Annotated in this window: 19 protein-coding genes; 8 read left to right on the top strand and 11 right to left on the bottom strand. The window is 58.2% G+C overall.

Annotated elements, in window-relative coordinates; genetic code table 11:
- Positions 1–217: 217 nt before the first annotated feature.
- The 3 genes from tuf to ED661_RS00665 form a co-directional block, all read right to left on the bottom strand.
- Positions 218–1,393, bottom strand: a complete 1,176-nt coding sequence (gene tuf / locus ED661_RS00655) for an elongation factor Tu (protein WP_122072034.1) — start codon at positions 1,391–1,393, stop codon at positions 218–220.
- Positions 1,394–1,536: 143 nt separating this feature from the next.
- On the bottom strand, positions 1,537–2,145 hold the full coding sequence (locus ED661_RS00660; RefSeq protein ID WP_254054729.1) for a hypothetical protein: 609 nt from the start codon (positions 2,143–2,145) through the stop codon (positions 1,537–1,539).
- 140 nt (positions 2,146–2,285) lie between these two features.
- On the bottom strand, positions 2,286–4,631 hold the full coding sequence (locus ED661_RS00665) for a DNA topoisomerase IV subunit A (protein WP_122072035.1): 2,346 nt from the start codon (positions 4,629–4,631) through the stop codon (positions 2,286–2,288).
- Positions 4,632–4,945: 314 nt separating this feature from the next.
- On the opposite strand from ED661_RS00665, the gene ED661_RS00670 reads away from it, so the two are divergent.
- The 6 genes from ED661_RS00670 to ED661_RS00695 all read left to right on the top strand — a co-directional run bounded on the left by ED661_RS00670 (position 4,946) and on the right by ED661_RS00695 (position 9,456).
- Complete coding sequence (locus ED661_RS00670; protein WP_122072036.1) at positions 4,946–5,656, top strand: SH3 domain-containing protein; 711 nt, start codon at positions 4,946–4,948, stop codon at positions 5,654–5,656.
- 57 nt (positions 5,657–5,713) lie between these two features.
- Positions 5,714–6,544 carry an SDR family NAD(P)-dependent oxidoreductase gene (locus ED661_RS00675; RefSeq protein WP_122072037.1) on the top strand — a complete coding sequence of 277 codons (831 nt, stop codon included), beginning with the start codon at positions 5,714–5,716 and terminating at the stop codon, positions 6,542–6,544.
- Between the two features lie 73 nt (positions 6,545–6,617).
- On the top strand, positions 6,618–6,824 hold the full coding sequence (locus tag ED661_RS00680; RefSeq protein WP_122072038.1) for a twin transmembrane helix small protein: 207 nt from the start codon (positions 6,618–6,620) through the stop codon (positions 6,822–6,824).
- Positions 6,825–6,826: 2 nt separating this feature from the next.
- Positions 6,827–7,399 (top strand): cob(I)yrinic acid a,c-diamide adenosyltransferase, encoded by a 573-nt coding sequence (locus tag ED661_RS00685; RefSeq protein ID WP_122072039.1) that lies wholly within the window; start codon positions 6,827–6,829, stop codon positions 7,397–7,399.
- A 369-nt stretch (positions 7,400–7,768) separates the two neighbouring features.
- Entirely contained in the window at positions 7,769–8,527 is a 759-nt protein-coding gene (locus tag ED661_RS00690; RefSeq protein WP_122072040.1) for an electron transfer flavoprotein subunit beta/FixA family protein, read from the top strand.
- Positions 8,527–9,456: an electron transfer flavoprotein subunit alpha/FixB family protein gene (locus ED661_RS00695; protein ID WP_122072041.1), complete on the top strand. Its 930-nt coding sequence runs from the start codon at positions 8,527–8,529 to the stop codon at positions 9,454–9,456. The genes ED661_RS00690 and ED661_RS00695 overlap by 1 nt, the downstream gene beginning before the upstream one ends.
- A gap of 120 nt (positions 9,457–9,576) precedes the next feature.
- On the opposite strand, the gene ED661_RS00700 is transcribed toward ED661_RS00695, so the two are convergent.
- Positions 9,577–10,392 (bottom strand): DUF6473 family protein, encoded by an 816-nt coding sequence (locus tag ED661_RS00700; protein WP_122072042.1) that lies wholly within the window; start codon positions 10,390–10,392, stop codon positions 9,577–9,579.
- A 157-nt stretch (positions 10,393–10,549) separates the two neighbouring features.
- On the opposite strand from ED661_RS00700, the gene ED661_RS00705 reads away from it, so the two are divergent.
- Positions 10,550–11,425, top strand: a complete 876-nt coding sequence (locus ED661_RS00705; protein WP_122072043.1) for a 3-hydroxybutyryl-CoA dehydrogenase — start codon at positions 10,550–10,552, stop codon at positions 11,423–11,425.
- Positions 11,426–11,655: 230 nt separating this feature from the next.
- Here the strand turns inward: ED661_RS00705 and ED661_RS00710 are convergent, their stop codons facing one another.
- The 7 genes from ED661_RS00710 to ED661_RS00740 are packed head-to-tail and all read right to left on the bottom strand — an operon-like array spanning position 11,656 to position 17,077.
- The gene (locus tag ED661_RS00710) at positions 11,656–12,549 is read right to left on the bottom strand and encodes a lysophospholipid acyltransferase family protein (protein WP_122072044.1); all 894 of its coding nucleotides are present in this window, start codon (positions 12,547–12,549) and stop codon (positions 11,656–11,658) included.
- A 32-nt stretch (positions 12,550–12,581) separates the two neighbouring features.
- On the bottom strand, positions 12,582–12,851 hold the full coding sequence (locus ED661_RS00715) for an HPr family phosphocarrier protein (RefSeq protein WP_122072045.1): 270 nt from the start codon (positions 12,849–12,851) through the stop codon (positions 12,582–12,584).
- Positions 12,852–13,259 carry a PTS sugar transporter subunit IIA gene (locus ED661_RS00720; RefSeq protein ID WP_122072046.1) on the bottom strand — a complete coding sequence of 136 codons (408 nt, stop codon included), beginning with the start codon at positions 13,257–13,259 and terminating at the stop codon, positions 12,852–12,854.
- 21 nt (positions 13,260–13,280) lie between these two features.
- A complete protein-coding gene (gene rapZ, locus ED661_RS00725) occupies positions 13,281–14,141 on the bottom strand; it encodes an RNase adapter RapZ (protein WP_122072047.1) in 861 nt (286 codons plus the stop codon).
- A 14-nt stretch (positions 14,142–14,155) separates the two neighbouring features.
- Positions 14,156–14,617 (bottom strand): HPr kinase/phosphorylase, encoded by a 462-nt coding sequence (locus ED661_RS00730; RefSeq protein WP_122072048.1) that lies wholly within the window; start codon positions 14,615–14,617, stop codon positions 14,156–14,158.
- 6 nt (positions 14,618–14,623) lie between these two features.
- Entirely contained in the window at positions 14,624–16,339 is a 1,716-nt protein-coding gene (locus tag ED661_RS00735) for a sensor histidine kinase (RefSeq protein WP_122072049.1), read from the bottom strand.
- Positions 16,340–16,372: 33 nt separating this feature from the next.
- Complete coding sequence (locus ED661_RS00740; RefSeq protein WP_122072050.1) at positions 16,373–17,077, bottom strand: response regulator transcription factor; 705 nt, start codon at positions 17,075–17,077, stop codon at positions 16,373–16,375.
- Positions 17,078–17,431: 354 nt separating this feature from the next.
- Between ED661_RS00740 and ED661_RS00745 the strand changes: the two genes are divergently transcribed.
- The gene (locus ED661_RS00745) at positions 17,432–19,030 is read left to right on the top strand and encodes a phosphoenolpyruvate carboxykinase (protein ID WP_122072051.1); all 1,599 of its coding nucleotides are present in this window, start codon (positions 17,432–17,434) and stop codon (positions 19,028–19,030) included.
- The last annotated feature ends 71 nt before the right edge of the window (positions 19,031–19,101 follow it).

A 19,101-nucleotide genomic window follows, 5' to 3' on the forward strand; every position in this document is an offset into this window, starting at 1 on the left:
AGGTTTCAAAAACACGAAGCCCCCCTCTTCCATCATCTTTCTCCAAATATTCCGGAGCGCGAGGCAGAGCCTCGCATACCCCTACCCCGCACAGAAAAAGGGCCTCCCGAGGGAGACCCTTTCTATCTTTTCACCTATGTGGTTCTCGGTGATTTTCCCCGCTGGGTAAGATCACCTGTCACCACTGGCCAGAACCCCAGCAAGCTGGACTTCGACCTTACTCGGTGATTTTGGAAACGACGCCAGCGCCAACGGTGCGGCCGCCTTCGCGGATCGCAAAGCGCAGACCAGCTTCCATCGCGATCGGCGCGATCAGCTCAACGTCGAACTTCAGGTTGTCGCCTGGCATAACCATCTCGGTGCCCTCGGGCAGAGTGACAGTACCGGTGACGTCTGTGGTCCGGAAGTAGAACTGTGGACGGTAGTTGGCGAAGAAAGGCGTGTGACGGCCACCTTCATCCTTGGTCAGGATATAGGCTTCTGCTTCGAATTTGGTGTGTGGGTTCACCGACTTAGGCGCACACAGAACCTGACCACGCTCAACAGCTTCACGGTCGATACCGCGCAGCAGGGCGCCGATGTTGTCGCCCGCTTCACCGCGATCCAGCAGCTTGCGGAACATTTCAACACCAGTACAGGTGGTGGTCTGGGTGTCTTTGATGCCAACGATTTCGATCGCATCGCCAACATTGATCACGCCACGCTCAACACGGCCGGTCACAACGGTACCACGACCAGAGATCGAGAACACGTCTTCAACAGGCATCAGGAAGGGCTGGTCAACCGCACGTGCAGGCGTTGGGATATACTCGTCAACAGCCGCCATCAGCTCTTTGATTTTCTCTTCGCCGATTTCAGGTGTGGTGCCTTCCATCGCCGCCAGAGCGGAACCTGCGATGATTGGAATATCGTCGCCAGGGTACTCATAAGAGGACAGCAGCTCACGGATTTCCATTTCAACCAGCTCAAGCAGCTCTTCGTCGTCAACCTGGTCAACTTTGTTCATGAAGACAACCATGTAGGGGATGCCAACCTGGCGGCCCAGCAGGATGTGCTCACGGGTCTGAGGCATTGGGCCGTCAGCCGCGTTCACAACCAGAATGGCGCCATCCATCTGTGCCGCACCGGTGATCATGTTTTTCACATAGTCAGCGTGGCCGGGGCAGTCGACGTGCGCGTAGTGGCGGTCTTCGGTTTCATACTCGACGTGTGCGGTCGAGATGGTGATGCCGCGGGCTTTTTCTTCTGGTGCGCCGTCGATCTGGTCGTAGGCTTTGAAGTCACCAAAGTATTTGGTGATCGCTGCGGTCAGAGTGGTTTTACCGTGGTCAACGTGGCCGATGGTGCCGATGTTGACGTGCGGCTTATTACGTTCAAACTTTTCCTTAGCCATTCTCTAGGCGCCCTTTTGAAAGAGAGGGCCGACAACCGACCCAAAGATTTCCTCTGCGCGCGCCGCATATTTGGTTTGGAGAAGAAAATCAACCCGTACCTGTTTGATCGGGTTGCTTTTGGCCAACTTTGGCCTGCCTGTTTTTACTCTGCCACAGCTTCAGGATTGGCGGGCGCAGTGACCGGTTCCGGTTCGGCCAAGGTCTCAGGCGATTCGCCACCGTTGAACCAGCCCTTTTCGGCATGTTGCTCGGCCATGTATTCTTCCAGCCCATCAACGATCTTGAGCGCCAGCCCGTCGATCTGCTCTGCCTTTGTGCGGCTGTAGCCCGACCCAATGATGGCACTTTCCCCCGTGGTATCCTCAAAGATTTTCATCTGGTGCTCTTTCAACAGGTAGGTCTTGGTACTCACGTCATAAACAAAGACATTCACCACAGCAGCGCTTTTGGGGTTCACCAGAACCGGGATCCCACCGGTTGCCAGCAAAAAGCCCTCAAGCGTGATGGCAACATCATATTTGCCAGCGCCAGTGTAGCGTCCCAAACGGGCCTCAAGCGCGCGCTCAATAGGCTCGTTCCACTCAGATGGTTCAGCAGCCCGCGACAGCGGCCATTGCAACGCCTTGTCAGTATAGACAAAAGAAACCCGCATGTTGAAATCACCGAGGTCTTCCTTGGCCTCGTTCAATTGGGTTTCTTCGCAGGCAGCCAGCAGGACCAAGGAGGCCAGAAGAGCAAGGATTCGGAACATCAGGGGCCTCATCGGATAAGAGCAATAGGATTTGATCTAGCTTCAGATAGAACAGAGCCGCCCAATCGGTAAACCGGAAGGGGCGGCTCTGGCAATTTCGGTGGCCTAGGGGTCACAGATCATAGGCGAAAAACGTCCCACTATTTGAATTTGTAGTTCCGTGGGAAACCATAGGGGGGGCGTTTGCCGATGCCGGCACGTTTGCCCAGCCACTGGCTGAGGTCGGTTTCATGGCGGGTCTTGCCACCACCCATCTCCCAGGAGATGCCCTCGTCCCAATTGAAGGTGGTGATATCGCTGAGCCCACCGTCGAGCTCCAACGAGCCCTGCTTGCCCCGCGCCATATTGTATTTTTGCAACCGCACGCCCTTGCCGCGGGTCAGCTCGGGCATTTCTTCGACGGAGAAGACCAGGAACTTGCCGTTTTCCGAGACAATCGCCACGTGGTCTCCGGTCACCGGAATACAGATCTGTGCACGATCATCATCCTTGACGTTCAGCACCTGCTTACCACTGCGGGTCTGGGCCACGATGTCCTTTTCGGCGCAGATAAACCCATTGCCCGCCGAGGACGCCACCAAGAGCCTGCCTTCGGGGTTGTGGATCAGGATATCGACGATCTCCACCTCATTGGGCAGATCCACCATCAGACGCAGCGGCTCACCCATGCCGCGCCCGCCGGGCAGGTTGGCAGCGCTAATCGTGTAGAAACGGCCATTGCTGCCAAAGGCCAGCAGACGGTCGGTGGTTTCCGCATGGAAGATAAACCGCGCACCATCGCCATCTTTGAACTTCAGCTCGCGATTGAGGTCGATATGGCCGGTCATCGCCCGGATCCAGCCCATCTGACTGCAGACCACGGTGATCGGTTCACGGTCGATCATCGCCTCCAGCGGCACCTCTTCGACTTCACCAGCCTCGGCAAAGCGAGAGCGACGCGCACCGCCGACGTAGTCCTTGCCAAACTGTTTCTTGGTGGCGCGCAGCTGTTCGGTAATCTTGCTCCATTGCAGATCATCCGAGCCCAAAAGCTCAACCAGCCCGGCGCGCTCTTCGCGCAGGGCGTCACGTTCCTTGGTCAGCTCCACCTCTTCGAGGCGGCGCAGGGACCGCAGCCGCATATTCAGGATCGCTTCGGCCTGAACCTCGCTAAGCGCCCCCTCACCCGGTGCCGGGGTCACATAATCCGCTTCCTCATAGGCGCGGGGGTGATCCAGATCCCAATCTTCGCGCATCAAGGCGGCTTTGGGGTCCTCATCATAACGGATGATATCAATCACCCGGTCCAGATTGAGGAAGGCAATGATAAAGCCATCCAGCACTTCCAGCCGGTGGTCGATCTTGCCCATGCGGTATTCAGACCGGCGCTGCAAAACATCCCGCCGGTGATCCAGGAAGGCACGCAGCACTTCCTTCATCGAGCAGACCTTGGGCGTGACCCCATCAATCAGCACGTTCATATTGAGGCTAAAGCGCAGCTCAAGATCCGAATTGCGGAACATCATGTTCATCAACACGTCCGGGTCGACATTCTTGGATTTGGGCTCCAGAACGATACGGATGTCCTCGGCGCTTTCATCGCGGATATCCGCAAGGATCGGCACTTTCTTGGTCTGGATGACCTCAGCGATTTTCTCAATCAGCTTGGATTTCTGCACCTGATAGGGGATCTCGGTGACCACGATCTGCCACTGGCCCCGCCCCAAGTCTTCGATCTCATGAGTACAACGCAGGCGGAACGAGCCGCGCCCGGTGCGATAGGCCTTGGCGATATTTTCGCGAGGCTCAACGATGATGCCACCAGTGGGGAAATCAGGTCCCGGAACATATTTCAACAGGGTGTCATCATCCGCACCTGGTGATTTAATCAGGTGGATGCAGGCATCAATCAGTTCCGCAATATTATGCGGCGGAATATTGGTCGCCATGCCCACGGCAATCCCTGCCGCGCCATTGGCAAGGATATTGGGGAAGGTCGCGGGCAGAACCGCAGGCTCTGTCAGGCGGCCATCGTAGTTGTCGCGAAAATCGACCGAATCTTCGTTCAGACCTTCCAGCATCGCCTCGGCGATGAAGGTCATGCGCGCCTCTGTGTAGCGCGAGGCCGCCGGGTTATCGCCGTCGATATTGCCAAAGTTACCCTGGCCATCGACCAGCGGGTAGCGGACGTTGAAATCCTGCGCCAGGCGGGCCATGGCATCATAGATCGCCGCATCACCGTGGGGATGGAAATCCCCCATGGTATCGCCGGAAATCTTGGCCGATTTCAAAAAGCCACCCGTCGAGCTGAGCCGCAGCCGGTTCATCGCATAGAGAATCCGCCGATGCACCGGTTTCAGCCCATCACGCGCATCGGGCAGAGCCCGGTGCATGATGGTGCTCAGCGCATAGGTCAGGTAGCGCTCACCAATGGCGCGGCGCAGGGGTTCCAGGATCTCGCCGTTTTGCGGCAGCGGGGCATCGGTATCATCTTGGGTGTCGCTCATGCATTGGTGATACTTCTCCCACCTGCTGCGGTAAAGCCAAGGTTGGTATTTATCCACCGGCTTGCAGCGGGTGGTGCATTTCCAGCATGCCTATTGTGCCCCGCCCGCCCTCCGATTTTGTGCCGATAACGCCCAAAGGGGGAGAAGCCCGCACAGTCTCCCCTGTGTTTGCCGGCGATTCGAACTATATTAAGAGGATCAGATTAGGATATGGCGGCCTTTATGCTGCCGCAGTGGTCCAATGCCGTGTTCCAGCTTATTTGGGCTTGCCGCCATTATTTGCGCTATTGATTTGTTGTTCGGGGGGATGCGCCATGTCGCGCTTTGTTATTGTGTCTTTTGCCTTTTTGGGCTGGGGTTTTTATGAAATCAGCGGCGGAGCTGACTTCGTGCCGCCTGAACGCCCGCAAGAACAGCAAGCTGCAGCCTCTGACACCGGGGTAAACTCAACAGCTGCCGACAACAAATTCCAACGTAGTGCCAAAATCCGCGCCGCGTCGCTGGTGACCACGCCTGTTTTGCAACAGGCCGCAGTCTCTCCTGCCCAGGCAGCCGCACATTCACGCCCCGCTGCGGATCCAGAGCGCCGCCGGGCCGTCGCCCTGCAAAACATCGCCGCCACTGGAAACAGCCTGCAAAGCTCGACCACCGCCTTTGCCCCAAGTGCTGAAACCGGCCTGTTGCATATGGATAACATTGAAGGCGGACTCGCCGCCATGAGTAACCGTCCCATTGAGGGGCTGGGCAGTGGCGGACTGGTGCTGAACGCCGGGTTGTCAGATACGGCTCCTGCGCAGGCAGAGGCCTCCCCCGAAAGCTACCTGGACATTCGTGAAATCCGTGCCTCACGCGTCAACATGCGCCAGGGGCCTGGAACCATCTATCCAGTGATTGGGCGCCTGCTGGCAGGGGACGAGGTGCTTGTTGTGGAAGACAGCGGTACTGGCTGGCTGCAGCTCAGAACAAAAAATGGGCAGAAGATTGGCTGGGTTGCCGCTTCCCTGGTAAGCAAGAAACGCTCATAACCCTGTGCAGAACGCCCCGGATCCAACAGCCCGGGGTTTTGGCAAACAGGGTTGACCATGCAACAAACAATTTTGATTACCGGCTGCTCCTCCGGGATCGGGCTGGACGCCGCGCGCGCCATGCGGGCACGCGGCTGGCGGGTCTTTGCCTCTTGCAGGCAGGCACAGGACTGTGACCGTCTGCGCGCCGAAGGCTTTGACAGCCCGCGCATCGACTACACGGATACCCAGAGCATCACCTCCGGGCTGGCAGAGGTGCTGGAGGCCACAGGCGGCACATTGGATGCGCTGTTCAACAATGGCGCCCACGGGCTGCCCGGCGCGGTGGAGGATCTGGCCACCGAGGGATTGCGCCAGATCTTTGAGACCAATGTCTTTGGCTGGCACGAACTGACCCGGCAGGTGCTGCCCGTGATGCGCGCCCAGGGCCGTGGGAGAATCGTGCAGAATTCCTCGATTCTGGGTTTTGTCGCCTTTCCCTGGCGTGGCGCCTATGTAGCAACAAAATACGCGATCGAAGGGCTGACTGATACGCTGCGGGTGGAGCTGATCGGCACCGATATCAAGATCGCCCTGATCGAGCCCGGCCCGGTAACCTCAAAGTTCCGAGAAAATGCGATTCCGCATTTTGAGCGCCACATCGACTGGAAAAACTCTCCCTTTCGCCCCCTCTATGAAAAGAAGCTGCTCAAGCGGCTTTATGAAAGCACTGGGCCAGATCAGTTTGAACTGCCTGCCTCGGCCGTTACCGCCAAATTGATCCATGCCTGCGAATCGCCCCGGCCCCGGCCGCGCTATTATGTGACCACCCCCACCTATATCGCCGGTTTCCTGCGGCGCATACTGAGCAGCCGGGCAATTGACCGCATCCTGGAGCGGCTTAGATAGGCAATTCCCTGTCGCCAAGGCTGACGGCAGCGGCTAGACCAGAGCCCGAGGCAAACGCGAAGGAAGACAGCAAATGGGTGATCCGCTTTATATTCTTGCAATTCTGGCAATGGCCGCTGTGGTGGTTGTGCTGGTGCTCGGGCTGGGTGGCTTCGGCAAAGGCGGCGAGTTCAACCGCAAGCATGCCAATAAATTGATGCGTTTACGGTTGTTGTTCCAGTTCATCGCCGTGGTGCTATTGGTGGCCTATGTCTATCTGCGCGGCCAGGGAGGTCAGTAATCATGGTGGTCCTGAACAAGATCTACACCCGCACCGGCGACAAGGGGGATACCGCGCTTGGTAACGGTGCGCGCGTTGCCAAACATGATGCACGGGTGAACGCCTATGGCACCTCGGATGAGCTGAACGCCTTTATCGGGGTTGCGCGGCTTGAGGCCGCTGGGGACATGGATACCGCCCTGTCGCGCATCCAGAATGACCTCTTTGATCTCGGCGCAGATCTGTGCCGCCCCGAAATGGACAAGGACGCTAAGGCGGAATACCCGCCGCTGCGCATCGCCCAGTCTCAGGTCGACCGGCTGGAGAGCGAAATCGACGCGATGAACAAAGACCTTGCAGCGCTGCGCAGCTTTGTTCTGCCCGGCGGCTCTGCCCTGGCGGCGCATCTGCATGTCTGCCGCACCGTCGCGCGGCGCGGCGAACGGCTGACAACAGAGCTCGCAACGGTGGAAGACATCAACCCGGTGGTTGTGACCTATCTCAATCGCCTGTCGGATTGGTTCTTTGTCGCCTCCCGCCATGCCAATGACAATGGCGCCAAAGACGTGCTCTGGGTGCCCGGCGCCAACCGCTAAGGTGACTTAAGTGACAGGTTCTGGGGCAGGGTTTTGCCAAAGACACCCAGCGTCACATGCTGCGCCGCAGCGTCACCAGCCGCAAAACCCATCGACAGAGCGGCGATTCGCGCCTAGCTAACTCTTGTTCCGGAAGCCGTCACACCGGGGCAAGCCGCCAGCCGGTTTCGTGTCATCATGCGAAATGCGAGCCGCCATCACGAAACATTCTTGCAAGATTGTCGTGGCAAAAGGCCAAACACGACGTCTGCGAACTGCAACGTGACGATTTTTCCCTGTTGTGCCCCGGGCTGACCCGGTATCAACAGCGCGAGAGCATAGAGGGTGCCCGTTTCAGCGGTGTGCCGTTTGTTAAGGAGAGAACGCAAAATGAAGGTACTCGTGCCTGTCAAGCGCGTGATTGACTATAACGTGAAAGTCCGCGTCAAAGCGGACGGCAGCGGTGTCGATCTCGCCAATGTTAAAATGTCGATGAACCCCTTCGACGAAATCGCTGTAGAAGAGGCCATCCGCCTTAAAGAAGCAGGCAAGGCTGATGAAGTCATTGCTGTTTCCATCGGCGTGAAACAGGCCCAGGAAACCCTGCGCACCGCGCTGGCTATGGGCGCCGACCGCGCTATCCTGGTTGTGGCCGCGGATGATGTTCACAGCGACATCGAACCGCTCGCGGTTGCCAAGATCCTCAAAGGCATCGTCGACGAAGAGCAGCCCGGCCTGGTTCTGGCTGGCAAGCAGGCGATCGACAACGACATGAACGCCACTGGTCAGATGCTCTCCGCCCTTCTGGGCTGGTCGCAGGGTACCTTTGCCTCCGAGCTGGACATCGATGGCGACAAAGCCGTTGTGACCCGCGAAGTGGACGGCGGTCTGCAGACCATCAAAGTGAACATGCCTGCCATCGTCACCGTTGACCTGCGCCTGAACGAACCACGCTATGCTTCGCTGCCAAACATCATGAAGGCGAAGAAAAAGCCAATGGCCGAAAAGACCGCTGCCGATTACGGCGTCGACGTCACCCCGCGCCTGGAAGTGGTTTCCACCTCCGAGCCAGCGGCCCGTGCCGCCGGTATCATGGTTGGCTCCGTTGATGAGCTGGTCGAGAAACTCAAAGAAGCGGGGGCTGTGTAATGGCTGTTCTTCTCCTTGCTGAAGTGACCGATGGCGCCCTGGCGCTGGACGCAACTGCAAAGGCCGTGACGGCTGCTGCTGCCCTGGGTGACGTGACCGTTCTGGCCGCTGGCGCCTCGGCTGCGGCTGCTGGTGCCGAAGCCGCCAAGATCGCTGGCGTTGCCAAGGTTCTGGTTGCCGAAGATGCATCGCTTGGCCATCGCCTTGCGGAACCCACAGCGGCGCTGATCGCCTCGCTGGCAGGCGACTACGAGCACATCGTAGCCCCCGCCACCACCGACGCCAAAAACGTGCTGCCCCGTGTGGCTGCGCTGCTCGACGTCATGGTGATCTCGGATGTGACAGCTGTTGTTGACGGCTCCACCTTTGAGCGCCCCATCTACGCGGGCAACGCCATCCAGACCGTCAAATCCTCGGATGCAAAGAAAGTCATCTCTTTCCGCACCGCGACCTTTGACGCAGCTGGCGACGGCGGATCTGCTTCTGTTGACACCATCGGCGCTGCTGAGAACCCCGGCCTCTCCGAGTGGGTCGAAGACAAGGTTGCCGCTTCTGACCGCCCCGAGCTGACGTCGGCTGGCGTGGTTGTTTCCGGTGGTCGTGGCGTTGGGTCTGAAGAAGACTTCAAACTGATCGAAGCCCTGGCAGACAAGCTGGGCGCTGCGGTTGGCGCCTCGCGTGCTGCGGTTGACTCCGGCTACGCTCCCAACGACTGGCAGGTTGGCCAGACCGGCAAAGTTGTCGCGCCTGACCTCTATGTTGCCGTGGGCATCTCCGGTGCGATCCAGCACCTGGCCGGTATGAAAGACTCCAAAGTGATCGTTGCGATCAACAAGGACGAAGAAGCACCAATCTTCCAGGTTGCTGACTTTGGCCTGGTTGCAGATCTCTTTGCTGCCGTGCCTGAGCTGACCGAAAAGCTCGGCTAAGCCGCAGCCCGGGACCATCCCGGGAGGTCAAAAAACAAGAACGGGGCCTGCATGTACTGCTGGCCCCGTTTTTATTGGGATGTCGTGAAACCTAACCAGACGGCCAAACTGCCACAGAGCTCAAAGCAGCACCTGCAGATGCTCTGCCAGAGCGCAGCCGATGCGGGCATGTTCCTTGGGCCCCAACATGTGTTGCGCCGCAGGAAAGTCCAGCTCTCCCATGATCATCCCGTCAAAATCATCCACCAGACCAGCCGGGGCCACATCGACCTCGACTACACCTTTGGTGCGGCCTTCCAGCGCCTGGATCATGCTCCGCTCCACCAGCACCGGCTCGTGATTAAAGGCGGCATTACCTTTGAGATTATAGCGCACCCAGAGCAGAACAACCCGCCCCTCAAGTGTGGCAATTACCTGCACCATGCGCTCAACCCAGGTCTCCTGCAGATGTTGGCGCACCTCGGCAAAGCGCTCCTCCGACAGGGCCCGCAACGTGGTCAGCAAATGCTTGTTAAAGTGGAACTCGGTATAGTCCACTTCAGGGAAGAGCGTCTTGAGCGCGGGCTGCGCCTGCAAAAAGCGATCATTGCGCCGCGGATGCACCCGGTAGTATCGATTCGAGACATTCTGCGCCCCCAACACCTGCATCACCGAGACCTCAGCCCGCCGTGCAACCCCCAGCAGCGCCTTGTCAGTGGCAAAGGTATCCAAGCCAGCGTTCACCGCCGCCAGACTAACGCAGGGCGTTTTTAACAAAGACTCACTAACATCCGAGAAGGGAGTCTTCACAAACCGACCGAACACCTCTGTCCCGCCCAGGAACGCAATATATGGACTTTCCAGATCTCTTTCGGGACCACGTACTGGCAAGCGCGATCCCGCATAACAGCACGTTCCGCCCGAAAGCGCACCTGCGCTTTTGGTTTCGTAACTCATAGTTCCCACCGTTTTATTCACCCAAGGATCACTTTGGCGGCGAATGATTGCAAATTCCCTAAAGTTAAATTTCACCTAAAATTCCGAATGAGCAGCCTTGTGTCTGCCCCAAAGCCCCCGATAAGGTTGCCCTGCAGGCAAACTGGGAGCCACTGGCATGGATATCAAAAAGATCGGCATCATCGGCGCGGGCCAGATGGGCAACGGCATTGCTCATGTCATGGCATTGGCGGGTTATGACGTTGTTTTGAATGACATTAGCCAGCAATCTCTGGATGCCGCTGTCAGTGCCATTCACAAAAACCTGGCGCGTCAGGCCAGCCGCGGCAAGATCGCTGAGGCCGATGTTACCGAGGCCCTGGCCCATATCACCACAACCCTGTCACTGGCGGATATTGGCGCCACTGATTTGGTGATTGAGGCCGCAACCGAGCGTGAAACCGTCAAGCAGGCGATCTTTGAAGATCTGCAACCACATCTGCTGCCGCATACGATTCTCACCTCCAACACCTCATCGATTTCGATCACCCGGCTTGCCAGCCGCACCGATCGCCCCGAGCGCTTCATGGGGTTCCACTTCATGAACCCGGTGCCGGTGATGCAGCTGGTGGAGCTGATCCGTGGTATTGCCACTGACGAAGAAACCTTTGCCAGCTGTCAGGCGGTGGTGGAACGCCTCGGCAAGACCTCCGCAAGCGCCGAGGATTTCCCCGCCTTTATCGTCAACCGCATCCTGATGCCGATGATCAACGAGGCGGTCTATACCCTCTATGAGGGCGTTGGCTCGGTCAAATCCATTGATGAGTCGATGAAACTGGGCGCCAACCACCCGATGGGCCCCTTGGAACTGGCTGATTTCATCGGTCTGGACACCTGCCTTGCGATCATGAACGTGCTGCACGAAGGCCTGGCCGATACCAAATACCGCCCCTGCCCGCTCTTGACCAAATATGTCGAAGCCGGCTGGCTGGGCCGCAAAACCCAGCGCGGCTTTTACGACTATCGCGGTGAGACCCCCGTCCCAACTCGCTGATTTTCCAATCCTCAAGCTGCTGCTTCGGAGCCCTCATCGCCTGGGCCCCGCAGGACGGCGGTGCAGGCCAGGATCAAGCCAAATTGCGGAGGCTCCGCGCCCTTTGGGCGTGGATACCGTCATTTTGCTTGAGACAGGACCAAAGCGCTGTCCTGCGGGGATCAGGTGATGCGGGCTTTGACGTTGCTGCTTTGGTGACTCAGAAGCTGAAACGCCCCTAAACGCCTGTGTCAGCTCTTCTTACCGAGGCTCAGAGTGTGCTCACGAAGCCAAGCCATAAATCCGCGTGGGTCGCTTTGCAGCTGGGCCATCTGCTCCTCTGTCAGAGGATCCCCCACCACCGGCGCCTGAGGCTTGTTGCAGGAGCGCACGATCTCATGCAACAGCAGGCCCTGTCGCAGAATCGGCGAGAGCTTATTGGCAATCTGATAGCTGCGTGAATTACTGCCAGGGAAAAAGATCGGAACCACCCGCGCGCCAGAGCGACGAATGAGCTGCGCGGTAAAGACGTTCCATTCCTGCTCAATCGCCGGGCCAAACCAGGTCTCTGACGACATCACCACCCCTGATGGGAACAGCGCGACCACGCCTCCTGCTTTCAGGTGAGACATGGTTTTGGCGCGCATCTCGACCATCTTCTTTTGCGCGTCGGGATCATGCGGAAAGGGCACCGGGATCATAAAGGAGGTCGCCGCCTCATCCAGCCCCGTCAGGACCGAACGGGTCAGAATGCGATAATCCTGACGTACCCGCCCAATAAGATCGGCAAAAATCATACCGTCGACCATGCCATGGGGATGGTTGGCGACAATCACCACCGGGCCTTCACCGGGGATACGCTTGATCTGCTCTTCCGGGGTCATCAGGTTGATGCCCATGATATTGAGCGCACCCCGCCAGAATTTCTGACCGCGATATTCAGCGTTTTGATTTTCAAACTTCTTGACCATGCGCAGAATGGTCAGCTTGCCGGTCATCCACTCGATGGCCTTGATCGCCAAAGAGGTCCAGCGGTCATCAAAGGAATTGGCATAGGTCAGAGTGCGGCGGTCATAGACCTCACCGGTGCTCTGATCACTCTCCGGTGTCACACCGGTGTTTCGCTCATGTGCCGTATCCGCCACCGTGCCATTCCTGTCAGTTGAAGGGGCAGAGATTAGAACCCCTCGCCGAATTTGTCAGCCACCAGGGCCGCTACCGCATCAGCCAGAGCACCAGCATCCGGCCCCGAAGTCTCGACGTCAATAGTCGTTCCTTTCGAGGCTGCCAACATCAAAAGCCCCATAATACTGTCGCCAGAGGCCGACATCCCGTCCTTTGACACCTCAGCCGTGGCGTCAAATCCCTCGACGACCTCCACCAGCTTGGCAGAGGCACGGGCGTGCAGCCCTTTTTCATTCACGATTTTCAGTGTTTTCAAAGCCATTTACTGCGCCTGCTCCCCGTCGGGATTGATGTTTTGAGAATTAATATACTTGCGCCCTGCTTCCAGCGCCTGGCGCACGGCCTCTCCGACAACAAGATGGCGGGATTTGGCCAGTTTGATCAAAAGCGGCAGGTTGGCCCCGTAAAGAATGCGCCGGTTTAGGGGCTTGCAGGCGCGCAGGCTGAGATTCGAAGGCGAACCACCATAAAGATCCGTCACCACCACTACACCGTCACCAGTGTCCACCTGATCCGCCGCCGCGCAGATCTCACATTGCTTGTCTTCGCGGTCATCATCTGGTGCGATGGCAACGGACAAAAGGTTGGGCTGAGGCCCCACAACATGCTCGACCGCAGCCAGGTATTCCCTGGCCAGCCCGCCATGTGCCACGATCACGATCCCGATCAATCCTGCAACTCCGTATCCCTGCTAGCTTTGCAGCTCGCGATGTCTAATTGACACCTGCTGGCCCTCTTCTGCAAGGGCTTTTGCGAGGGTTTCTGCCAGGGTGACCGATCGATGCTGCCCACCCGTGCATCCAAAGGCGATCGACAGGTGCGATTTTCCCTCTTCGCGGTAGGCTGGCAGCAAAAACCGGGTCATGTCGAGCACCCGCGAAAAGAAGCCCTCATAGCGCTGATCCGCTTTTACATGGGCCTGCACAGCTGCGTCGCGCCCATCCAACCCTCGCAGGCTTTGGTTCCAATAGGGATTGTCCAGAAACCGGCAGTCAAACACCATGTCAACGCTGCGCGGCACCCCGCGCTTGTAGGAAAAACTCTGGATCGATAGCGCCAGGTTGCGCCCACCAGGCGCAAAGAGATGTTCGATCTCGGCCTTGAGCTGATGCACATTCATTTCAGAGGTATCCAGCAACAGGCTGGCCCTGTCCCGCGTCGACCCCATCAGGCTCAACTCGCGTTGTATCCCCAGTTCTGGCGTTTCCCCCGGCGCCAAGGGATGACGCCGCCGGGTTTCCGAATAGCGCCGCAACAGAACATCGGGGCGCGCATCCAAATAGAGCACCGACAGCTCGCAGCCATCGCGGGCTTCCAGCATGTCGATCACCTCCAGCAGAGCTGCCGGAGAGAAATCCCGGTTGCGACTGTCCAGCCCCAGGGCCATGGGGCCGGCGTCTCCAGCAGCCGAGACCAGCCCCGGCAACAGCCGCAGCGGCAGGTTATCAATGGCCTCATAGCCGAGATCTTCCAGCACGTTGATCGCAGTTGTGCGCCCAGCGCCGGAGGGGCCGGTGACCAGGACAATCGGGGTTACTTCTGTATCAGACATTGGCACTCCACCAGTCAGGGGTGTCGATCAGAGAGCTTGGCATCGGGGTCGAGAGCTCCGGATTTGAGAAACTGTATCAGGGCAGCGGCAAAGTGAATGCCCTCCACCCGGCGAAAGATCTGGACTTCCTGGTCCAGAAGCCTCTCTAGCCGCCTGGGGGGCAAGCGCTGCGTCTCGACCTGGTCCATATCGACGATCACACAGATTGCGGTTTCAGGGGCCGCTGTAGCGGTCAAAATCCCAACATTTCGCGCCTCGATAAGCCCCCTTAGCGCAGCAGGAGGTCTAGCCCATATGGCACCCCCCTGCTGCCAGATCTGCACCTGATCATCTGCAACCAGCTCCGCCCCATAGGCCATGAGCTGCAGCGCCAAAGAGGATTTACCGCTGCCAGAGCCGCCCCGGATTAGAACACCGCGCCCTGCAAGCGTCACACAACTGGCGTGCTGGGTCTGCTCGGGCGGGTTTGCAGGCATCACTGATCAGACGGGCAGGCCAACAACAAAACGTGCGCCCAGAGGTTCAGAGGTGACATCGGCCTCGGTTGGGCGAATATTCTCGGCCCAAACCACACCACCGTGCGCCTCGACAATCTGTTTGGAAATCGCCAGCCCAAGGCCTGAGTTATTGCCAAAATGTTCGTCCGGACGCTGTGAGTAGAACCGTTTGAAGATCTTTGCCAGCGCCTGTTCCGGAATACCGGGGCCCGTGTCTTCGACCACAATCAGCACACGATTGTCGCGCCTGCGTGCCCAGACCCGGATAGCATCGCCCTCTTCGCAAAAGGAAATCGCATTGGTGATGAGGTTGACAAAGACCTGCGCCAGACGCGCCTCCAGCCCCTGAATCATCACCGGGCGCGGCGGCAGGTCGGTGATATAGTCGATCTGCTTGGCCCGGGCGTCTTCACCCAGATACTGGTTGAGGTTGGTGAGCATCTTCAGAAGATCGAACTCGTCCTCTTCTTCTTTCACCAGTTCTGCGTCCAGGCGTGACGCATTGGAGATATCGCTGACCAGGCGGTCCAGACGGCGCACGTCATGTTCAATGACCTCCATCAGCTTTTCGCGCTGATCATCGCGTTTGACCATCCGCAATGTGCCAACAGCAGATTGCAGACTGGCCAGCGGGTTCTTGATCTCATGTGCCACATCGGCGGCAAACTGTTCATTGCTGTCAATCCGGCTATACAGCGCCTTGACCATGCCCCGCAGAGCACGGCTCAAACGGCCAATCTCATCAGGACGCGCCGACAGATCGGGGATGCGGATACGGCCAGACTGCGCTTTACGGGAATCCCGCTCACGGCCCAGTTCCGCGGCCTCGGCCAGATCCGCCAACGGGTTGGCAATTGTCGAGGCCAAAACCAGGCTCAAACCAACAGAGACCAACAGCGCAATGATAAAGATCTGCAAGACCCGCTCGCGCTCTCCCCGCACCAGGGCGTCGATCTCGCCGGAAGGTGAGGCCAATGCCACCACCCCAATGGCAGTGCCATTGCTGAGAATTGGTGCCACCGCTGACAAAACCGTTCCGCCACTGGTATCGCCGACCACTTCGATCTTGGCGGTGCCCGTCAAGGAATGCTGCACCAGAGTCTGCAGCTGCTCCTGCAGTGGCTTGATATAGGCCTCTTCGGAAGATTGGGATTGAAACACCCCACCCAACATCGCCCAGAGCTTCGACAACCCATCGGAGATCAGCGTGCGGTTCTTGGTGCTCTCATTGAGCGCATTCAGCGCGTCAGGCCGGTTGACCCCGGTCACCTGCGCCACCAGCACGCCTGAGGTATCAAAGACAAAGGCCTCAACCCCGCCGCGCAGGGTGACGCCCTCAAGAACCTGTACCGGATCAATGCCATCGCCGGTTGTCAAGCTTACCGCACCCGACGACGGCAACACCGCCTCAAAAACGTCGGCAATCAGCGAGACTTCGGCCACCAGAGCCCCGGCGCGCTGTTTCACCAGGCTTTGACGAGAGGAATTCAGATAAAGAATACCGGCAACCAAAATGATCAGAGCGATCAGGTTGAAGGTGATGATCTTACGCGTCAATGGGGAGCCCTTTAGAGAAAAGAACCCCCGGCGCGCCCGTTTCACCTGCATTTCAGCCGCAACGGTCTGGTCCGGCGCAACCCAATCGTCGCCCAGAACCACATCCCCATCTTGCTGACTCGATGTCAGGCCAGTGTCACGCATTGTTGCACGCCCCCCTGGAAAAGACTGCAGATCTTACTCTTCATTGTAGCGGTAGCCGATCCCGTAAAGGGTCTCGATCGCAGCAAAATCTGTATCCGCTGTCCGCATCTTCTTGCGCAGCCGTTTGATATGGCTGTCGATAGTCCTGTCATCCACGTAGACCTGGTCATCATAGGCCACATCCATCAGCTGATCGCGGCTTTTGACAAAACCCGGGCGCTGCGCCAGGGCCTGCAACAGCAGGAACTCAGTGACGGTCAGCGACACGTCCTTGCCCTTCCAGCTGACCGCGTGGCGCAGAGGGTCCATCCGTAGGTTCCCCCGCTCCATGACCTTGGTCTCGGGTGTTTCAGCTCCGACCTCGTCGCTGTTCAGCGCATCCTGACGGCGCAACAAGGCGCGAATACGCTCGACCAGCAGACGCTGCGAGAAGGGTTTTTTGACGTAGTCGTCGGCCCCCATGCGCAGGCCCAGAACCTCGTCGATCTCATCATCCTTGGAGGTGAGAAAGATCACCGGCATCTGGGTTTTCTGCCGCAGACGCTGCAACAGATCCATACCGTCCATGCGGGGCATCTTGATGTCCAGCACGGCCATATCCGGCAGTTTCTTGTTAAAGGCATCCAGCGCGGCCTGCCCATCATTATAGGTCTCTACCTCAAACCCTTCGGCTTCCAGTGTCATCGCCACGGAAGTCAAAATGTTGCGGTCATCATCCACCAAAGCAATCTTCGACATTGGATTTGCCCCTAAATCTGCTCTTATTTTGTTTGTATTTTTGTCCTTTCATCGCCCGTCTTGCACCGCGAATCAATCCCCATTGGCGAATCAGGTCTCTCTTTGGCCACAATTAGGGCAAAAATGTCTTATCATTCGCTGAATGGTGAACAGCAATCAGGCAACCCGGTGAATGGTTGCGCTAAACTCCGCCTTGATGGCGCTAACTGCGCCAAACCGTCCTGTTCAGTCATGGAAACGTCATGTTATGAGCTGCCCCAACCGGTGTCGCTACCGGAGAATTGCCCCGATCTGCCTTGGGGCGCAGCTTTTAATCTATGCGGCCACGCAAGGCCGGCACAGGAGAGAGAACACATGGCATTTGGACGGGTTAACCCGAATTTCCGCCTCGAGGATCAAGGTATCGAGGGTCTGGGCAATGTCCATTACAACCTCATGGAGCCAGCCCTTGTAGAGGCAGCTCTGAAGCGCGACGAAGGCACCCTGGGCAATGGCGGCGCGTTCCTTGTGACCACCGGTAAATTCACCGGTCGCTCCCCCAAGGATAAGCACGTCGTCAAATCCGACAGCGTCAAAGACACCATCTGGTGGGAAAACAACGCCGAGATGTCGCCCGAAGGCTTCGACAATCTTTATGTCGACATGCTGGAGCACATGAAGGGTGGTGATTACCACGTACAGGATCTGATTGGTGGCGCCGACCCCAAGCATTCGATCAATGTCCGCATGGTCACCGAACTGGCCTGGCACGGGCTGTTCATCCGCACCATGCTGCGCCGCCCCGAGCGCGAAGACCTGAACGATTTCATTGCTGACTTTACCGTCATCAACTGCCCCAGCTTCCAGGCCAATCCAGAGCGTCACAACTGCCGCTCCGAGACCGTCATCGCGATGAACTTTGATCGCAAGATGATCCTGATCGGTGGCACCGAATATGCCGGTGAAAACAAGAAATCCGTTTTCACCCTGCTGAACTACCTGCTGCCCGAAAAAGGCATCATGCCGATGCATTGCTCGGCCAACCACGCCAAGGGCAATCCCGTAGACACCGCTGTGTTCTTTGGCCTGTCCGGCACCGGCAAGACCACCCTGTCCGCCGATCCCGATCGCGTGCTGATCGGCGATGACGAGCACGGCTGGGCAGACAATGGCACCTTCAACTTTGAAGGCGGCTGCTACGCCAAGACCATCAGCCTCAACCCCGAGGCCGAGCCTGAGATCTACGCCACCACGTCCAAATTCGGCACCGTGATCGAAAACATGGTCTTTGACGAAGAGACCAAAGAGCTGGATTTCGAAGACGACAGCCTGACGGCCAACATGCGTTGCGCCTATCCGCTGCACTATATCTCCAACGCCTCTGAGAGCGCGATTGGTGGTCACCCCAAGAACATCATCATGCTGACCTGTGATGCCTTTGGCGTGCTGCCTCCGATTGCGCGTCTGACCCCGGCGCAGGCGATGTATCACTTCCTGTCTGGTTTCACCTCCAAGGTGGCCGGCACCGAGCGCGGCGTGACCGAGCCCGAGCCCACTTTCTCCACCTGCTTTGGCGCGCCCTTCATGCCGCGTCGCCCCGAGGTTTACGGCAACCTCTTGCGCGAAAAGATCGCCGCCCATGGCGCGACCTGCTGGCTGGTCAACACCGGCTGGACCGGTGGCGCCTACGGCGTTGGCTCGCGGATGCCAATCCGCGCCACCCGTGCCCTGCTGACAGCTGCTCTCGAAGGATCGCTGGCCGGTGCCGAGTTCCGCAAGGACAGCAACTTTGGCTTTGACGTGCCCGTCTCTGTGCCCGGCGTTGCCGAGGTGCTGCTGGACCCACGTCGCACCTGGGACGATCAGGCCGCCTATGACAAACAGGCCGCAAAACTGGTTGAGATGTTCTCCAACAACTTCCAGCAGTACCTGCCCTATATCGACGAAGACGTAAAAGCCGCTGCGATCAGCTAAGCCCGATACGTCACGACAAATAGAAAACCCGGCCAGTGGCCGGGTTTTTTCGTTCTACAGGCTTTGATCCT

Origin of the sequence: Pseudophaeobacter sp. EL27 (genome assembly GCF_900313025.1) — a bacterium.
GTDB lineage: Bacteria > Pseudomonadota > Alphaproteobacteria > Rhodobacterales > Rhodobacteraceae > Pseudophaeobacter.

Coding starts and splice junctions, on each gene's coding strand:
- tuf (WP_122072034.1), bottom strand. CDS start 1,393: ATGGCTAAGGAAAAGTTTGAACGTAATAAGCCGCACGTCAACATCGGC.
- ED661_RS00660 (WP_254054729.1), bottom strand. CDS start 2,145: ATGTTCCGAATCCTTGCTCTTCTGGCCTCCTTGGTCCTGCTGGCTGCC.
- ED661_RS00665 (WP_122072035.1), bottom strand. CDS start 4,631: ATGAGCGACACCCAAGATGATACCGATGCCCCGCTGCCGCAAAACGGC.
- ED661_RS00670 (WP_122072036.1), top strand. CDS start 4,946: ATGTCGCGCTTTGTTATTGTGTCTTTTGCCTTTTTGGGCTGGGGTTTT.
- ED661_RS00675 (WP_122072037.1), top strand. CDS start 5,714: ATGCAACAAACAATTTTGATTACCGGCTGCTCCTCCGGGATCGGGCTG.
- ED661_RS00680 (WP_122072038.1), top strand. CDS start 6,618: ATGGGTGATCCGCTTTATATTCTTGCAATTCTGGCAATGGCCGCTGTG.
- ED661_RS00685 (WP_122072039.1), top strand. CDS start 6,827: ATGGTGGTCCTGAACAAGATCTACACCCGCACCGGCGACAAGGGGGAT.
- ED661_RS00690 (WP_122072040.1), top strand. CDS start 7,769: ATGAAGGTACTCGTGCCTGTCAAGCGCGTGATTGACTATAACGTGAAA.
- ED661_RS00695 (WP_122072041.1), top strand. CDS start 8,527: ATGGCTGTTCTTCTCCTTGCTGAAGTGACCGATGGCGCCCTGGCGCTG.
- ED661_RS00700 (WP_122072042.1), bottom strand. CDS start 10,392: ATGAGTTACGAAACCAAAAGCGCAGGTGCGCTTTCGGGCGGAACGTGC.
- ED661_RS00705 (WP_122072043.1), top strand. CDS start 10,550: ATGGATATCAAAAAGATCGGCATCATCGGCGCGGGCCAGATGGGCAAC.
- ED661_RS00715 (WP_122072045.1), bottom strand. CDS start 12,851: ATGGCTTTGAAAACACTGAAAATCGTGAATGAAAAAGGGCTGCACGCC.
- rapZ (WP_122072047.1), bottom strand. CDS start 14,141: ATGTCTGATACAGAAGTAACCCCGATTGTCCTGGTCACCGGCCCCTCC.
- ED661_RS00730 (WP_122072048.1), bottom strand. CDS start 14,617: ATGCCTGCAAACCCGCCCGAGCAGACCCAGCACGCCAGTTGTGTGACG.
- ED661_RS00735 (WP_122072049.1), bottom strand. CDS start 16,339: ATGCGTGACACTGGCCTGACATCGAGTCAGCAAGATGGGGATGTGGTT.
- ED661_RS00740 (WP_122072050.1), bottom strand. CDS start 17,077: ATGTCGAAGATTGCTTTGGTGGATGATGACCGCAACATTTTGACTTCC.
- ED661_RS00745 (WP_122072051.1), top strand. CDS start 17,432: ATGGCATTTGGACGGGTTAACCCGAATTTCCGCCTCGAGGATCAAGGT.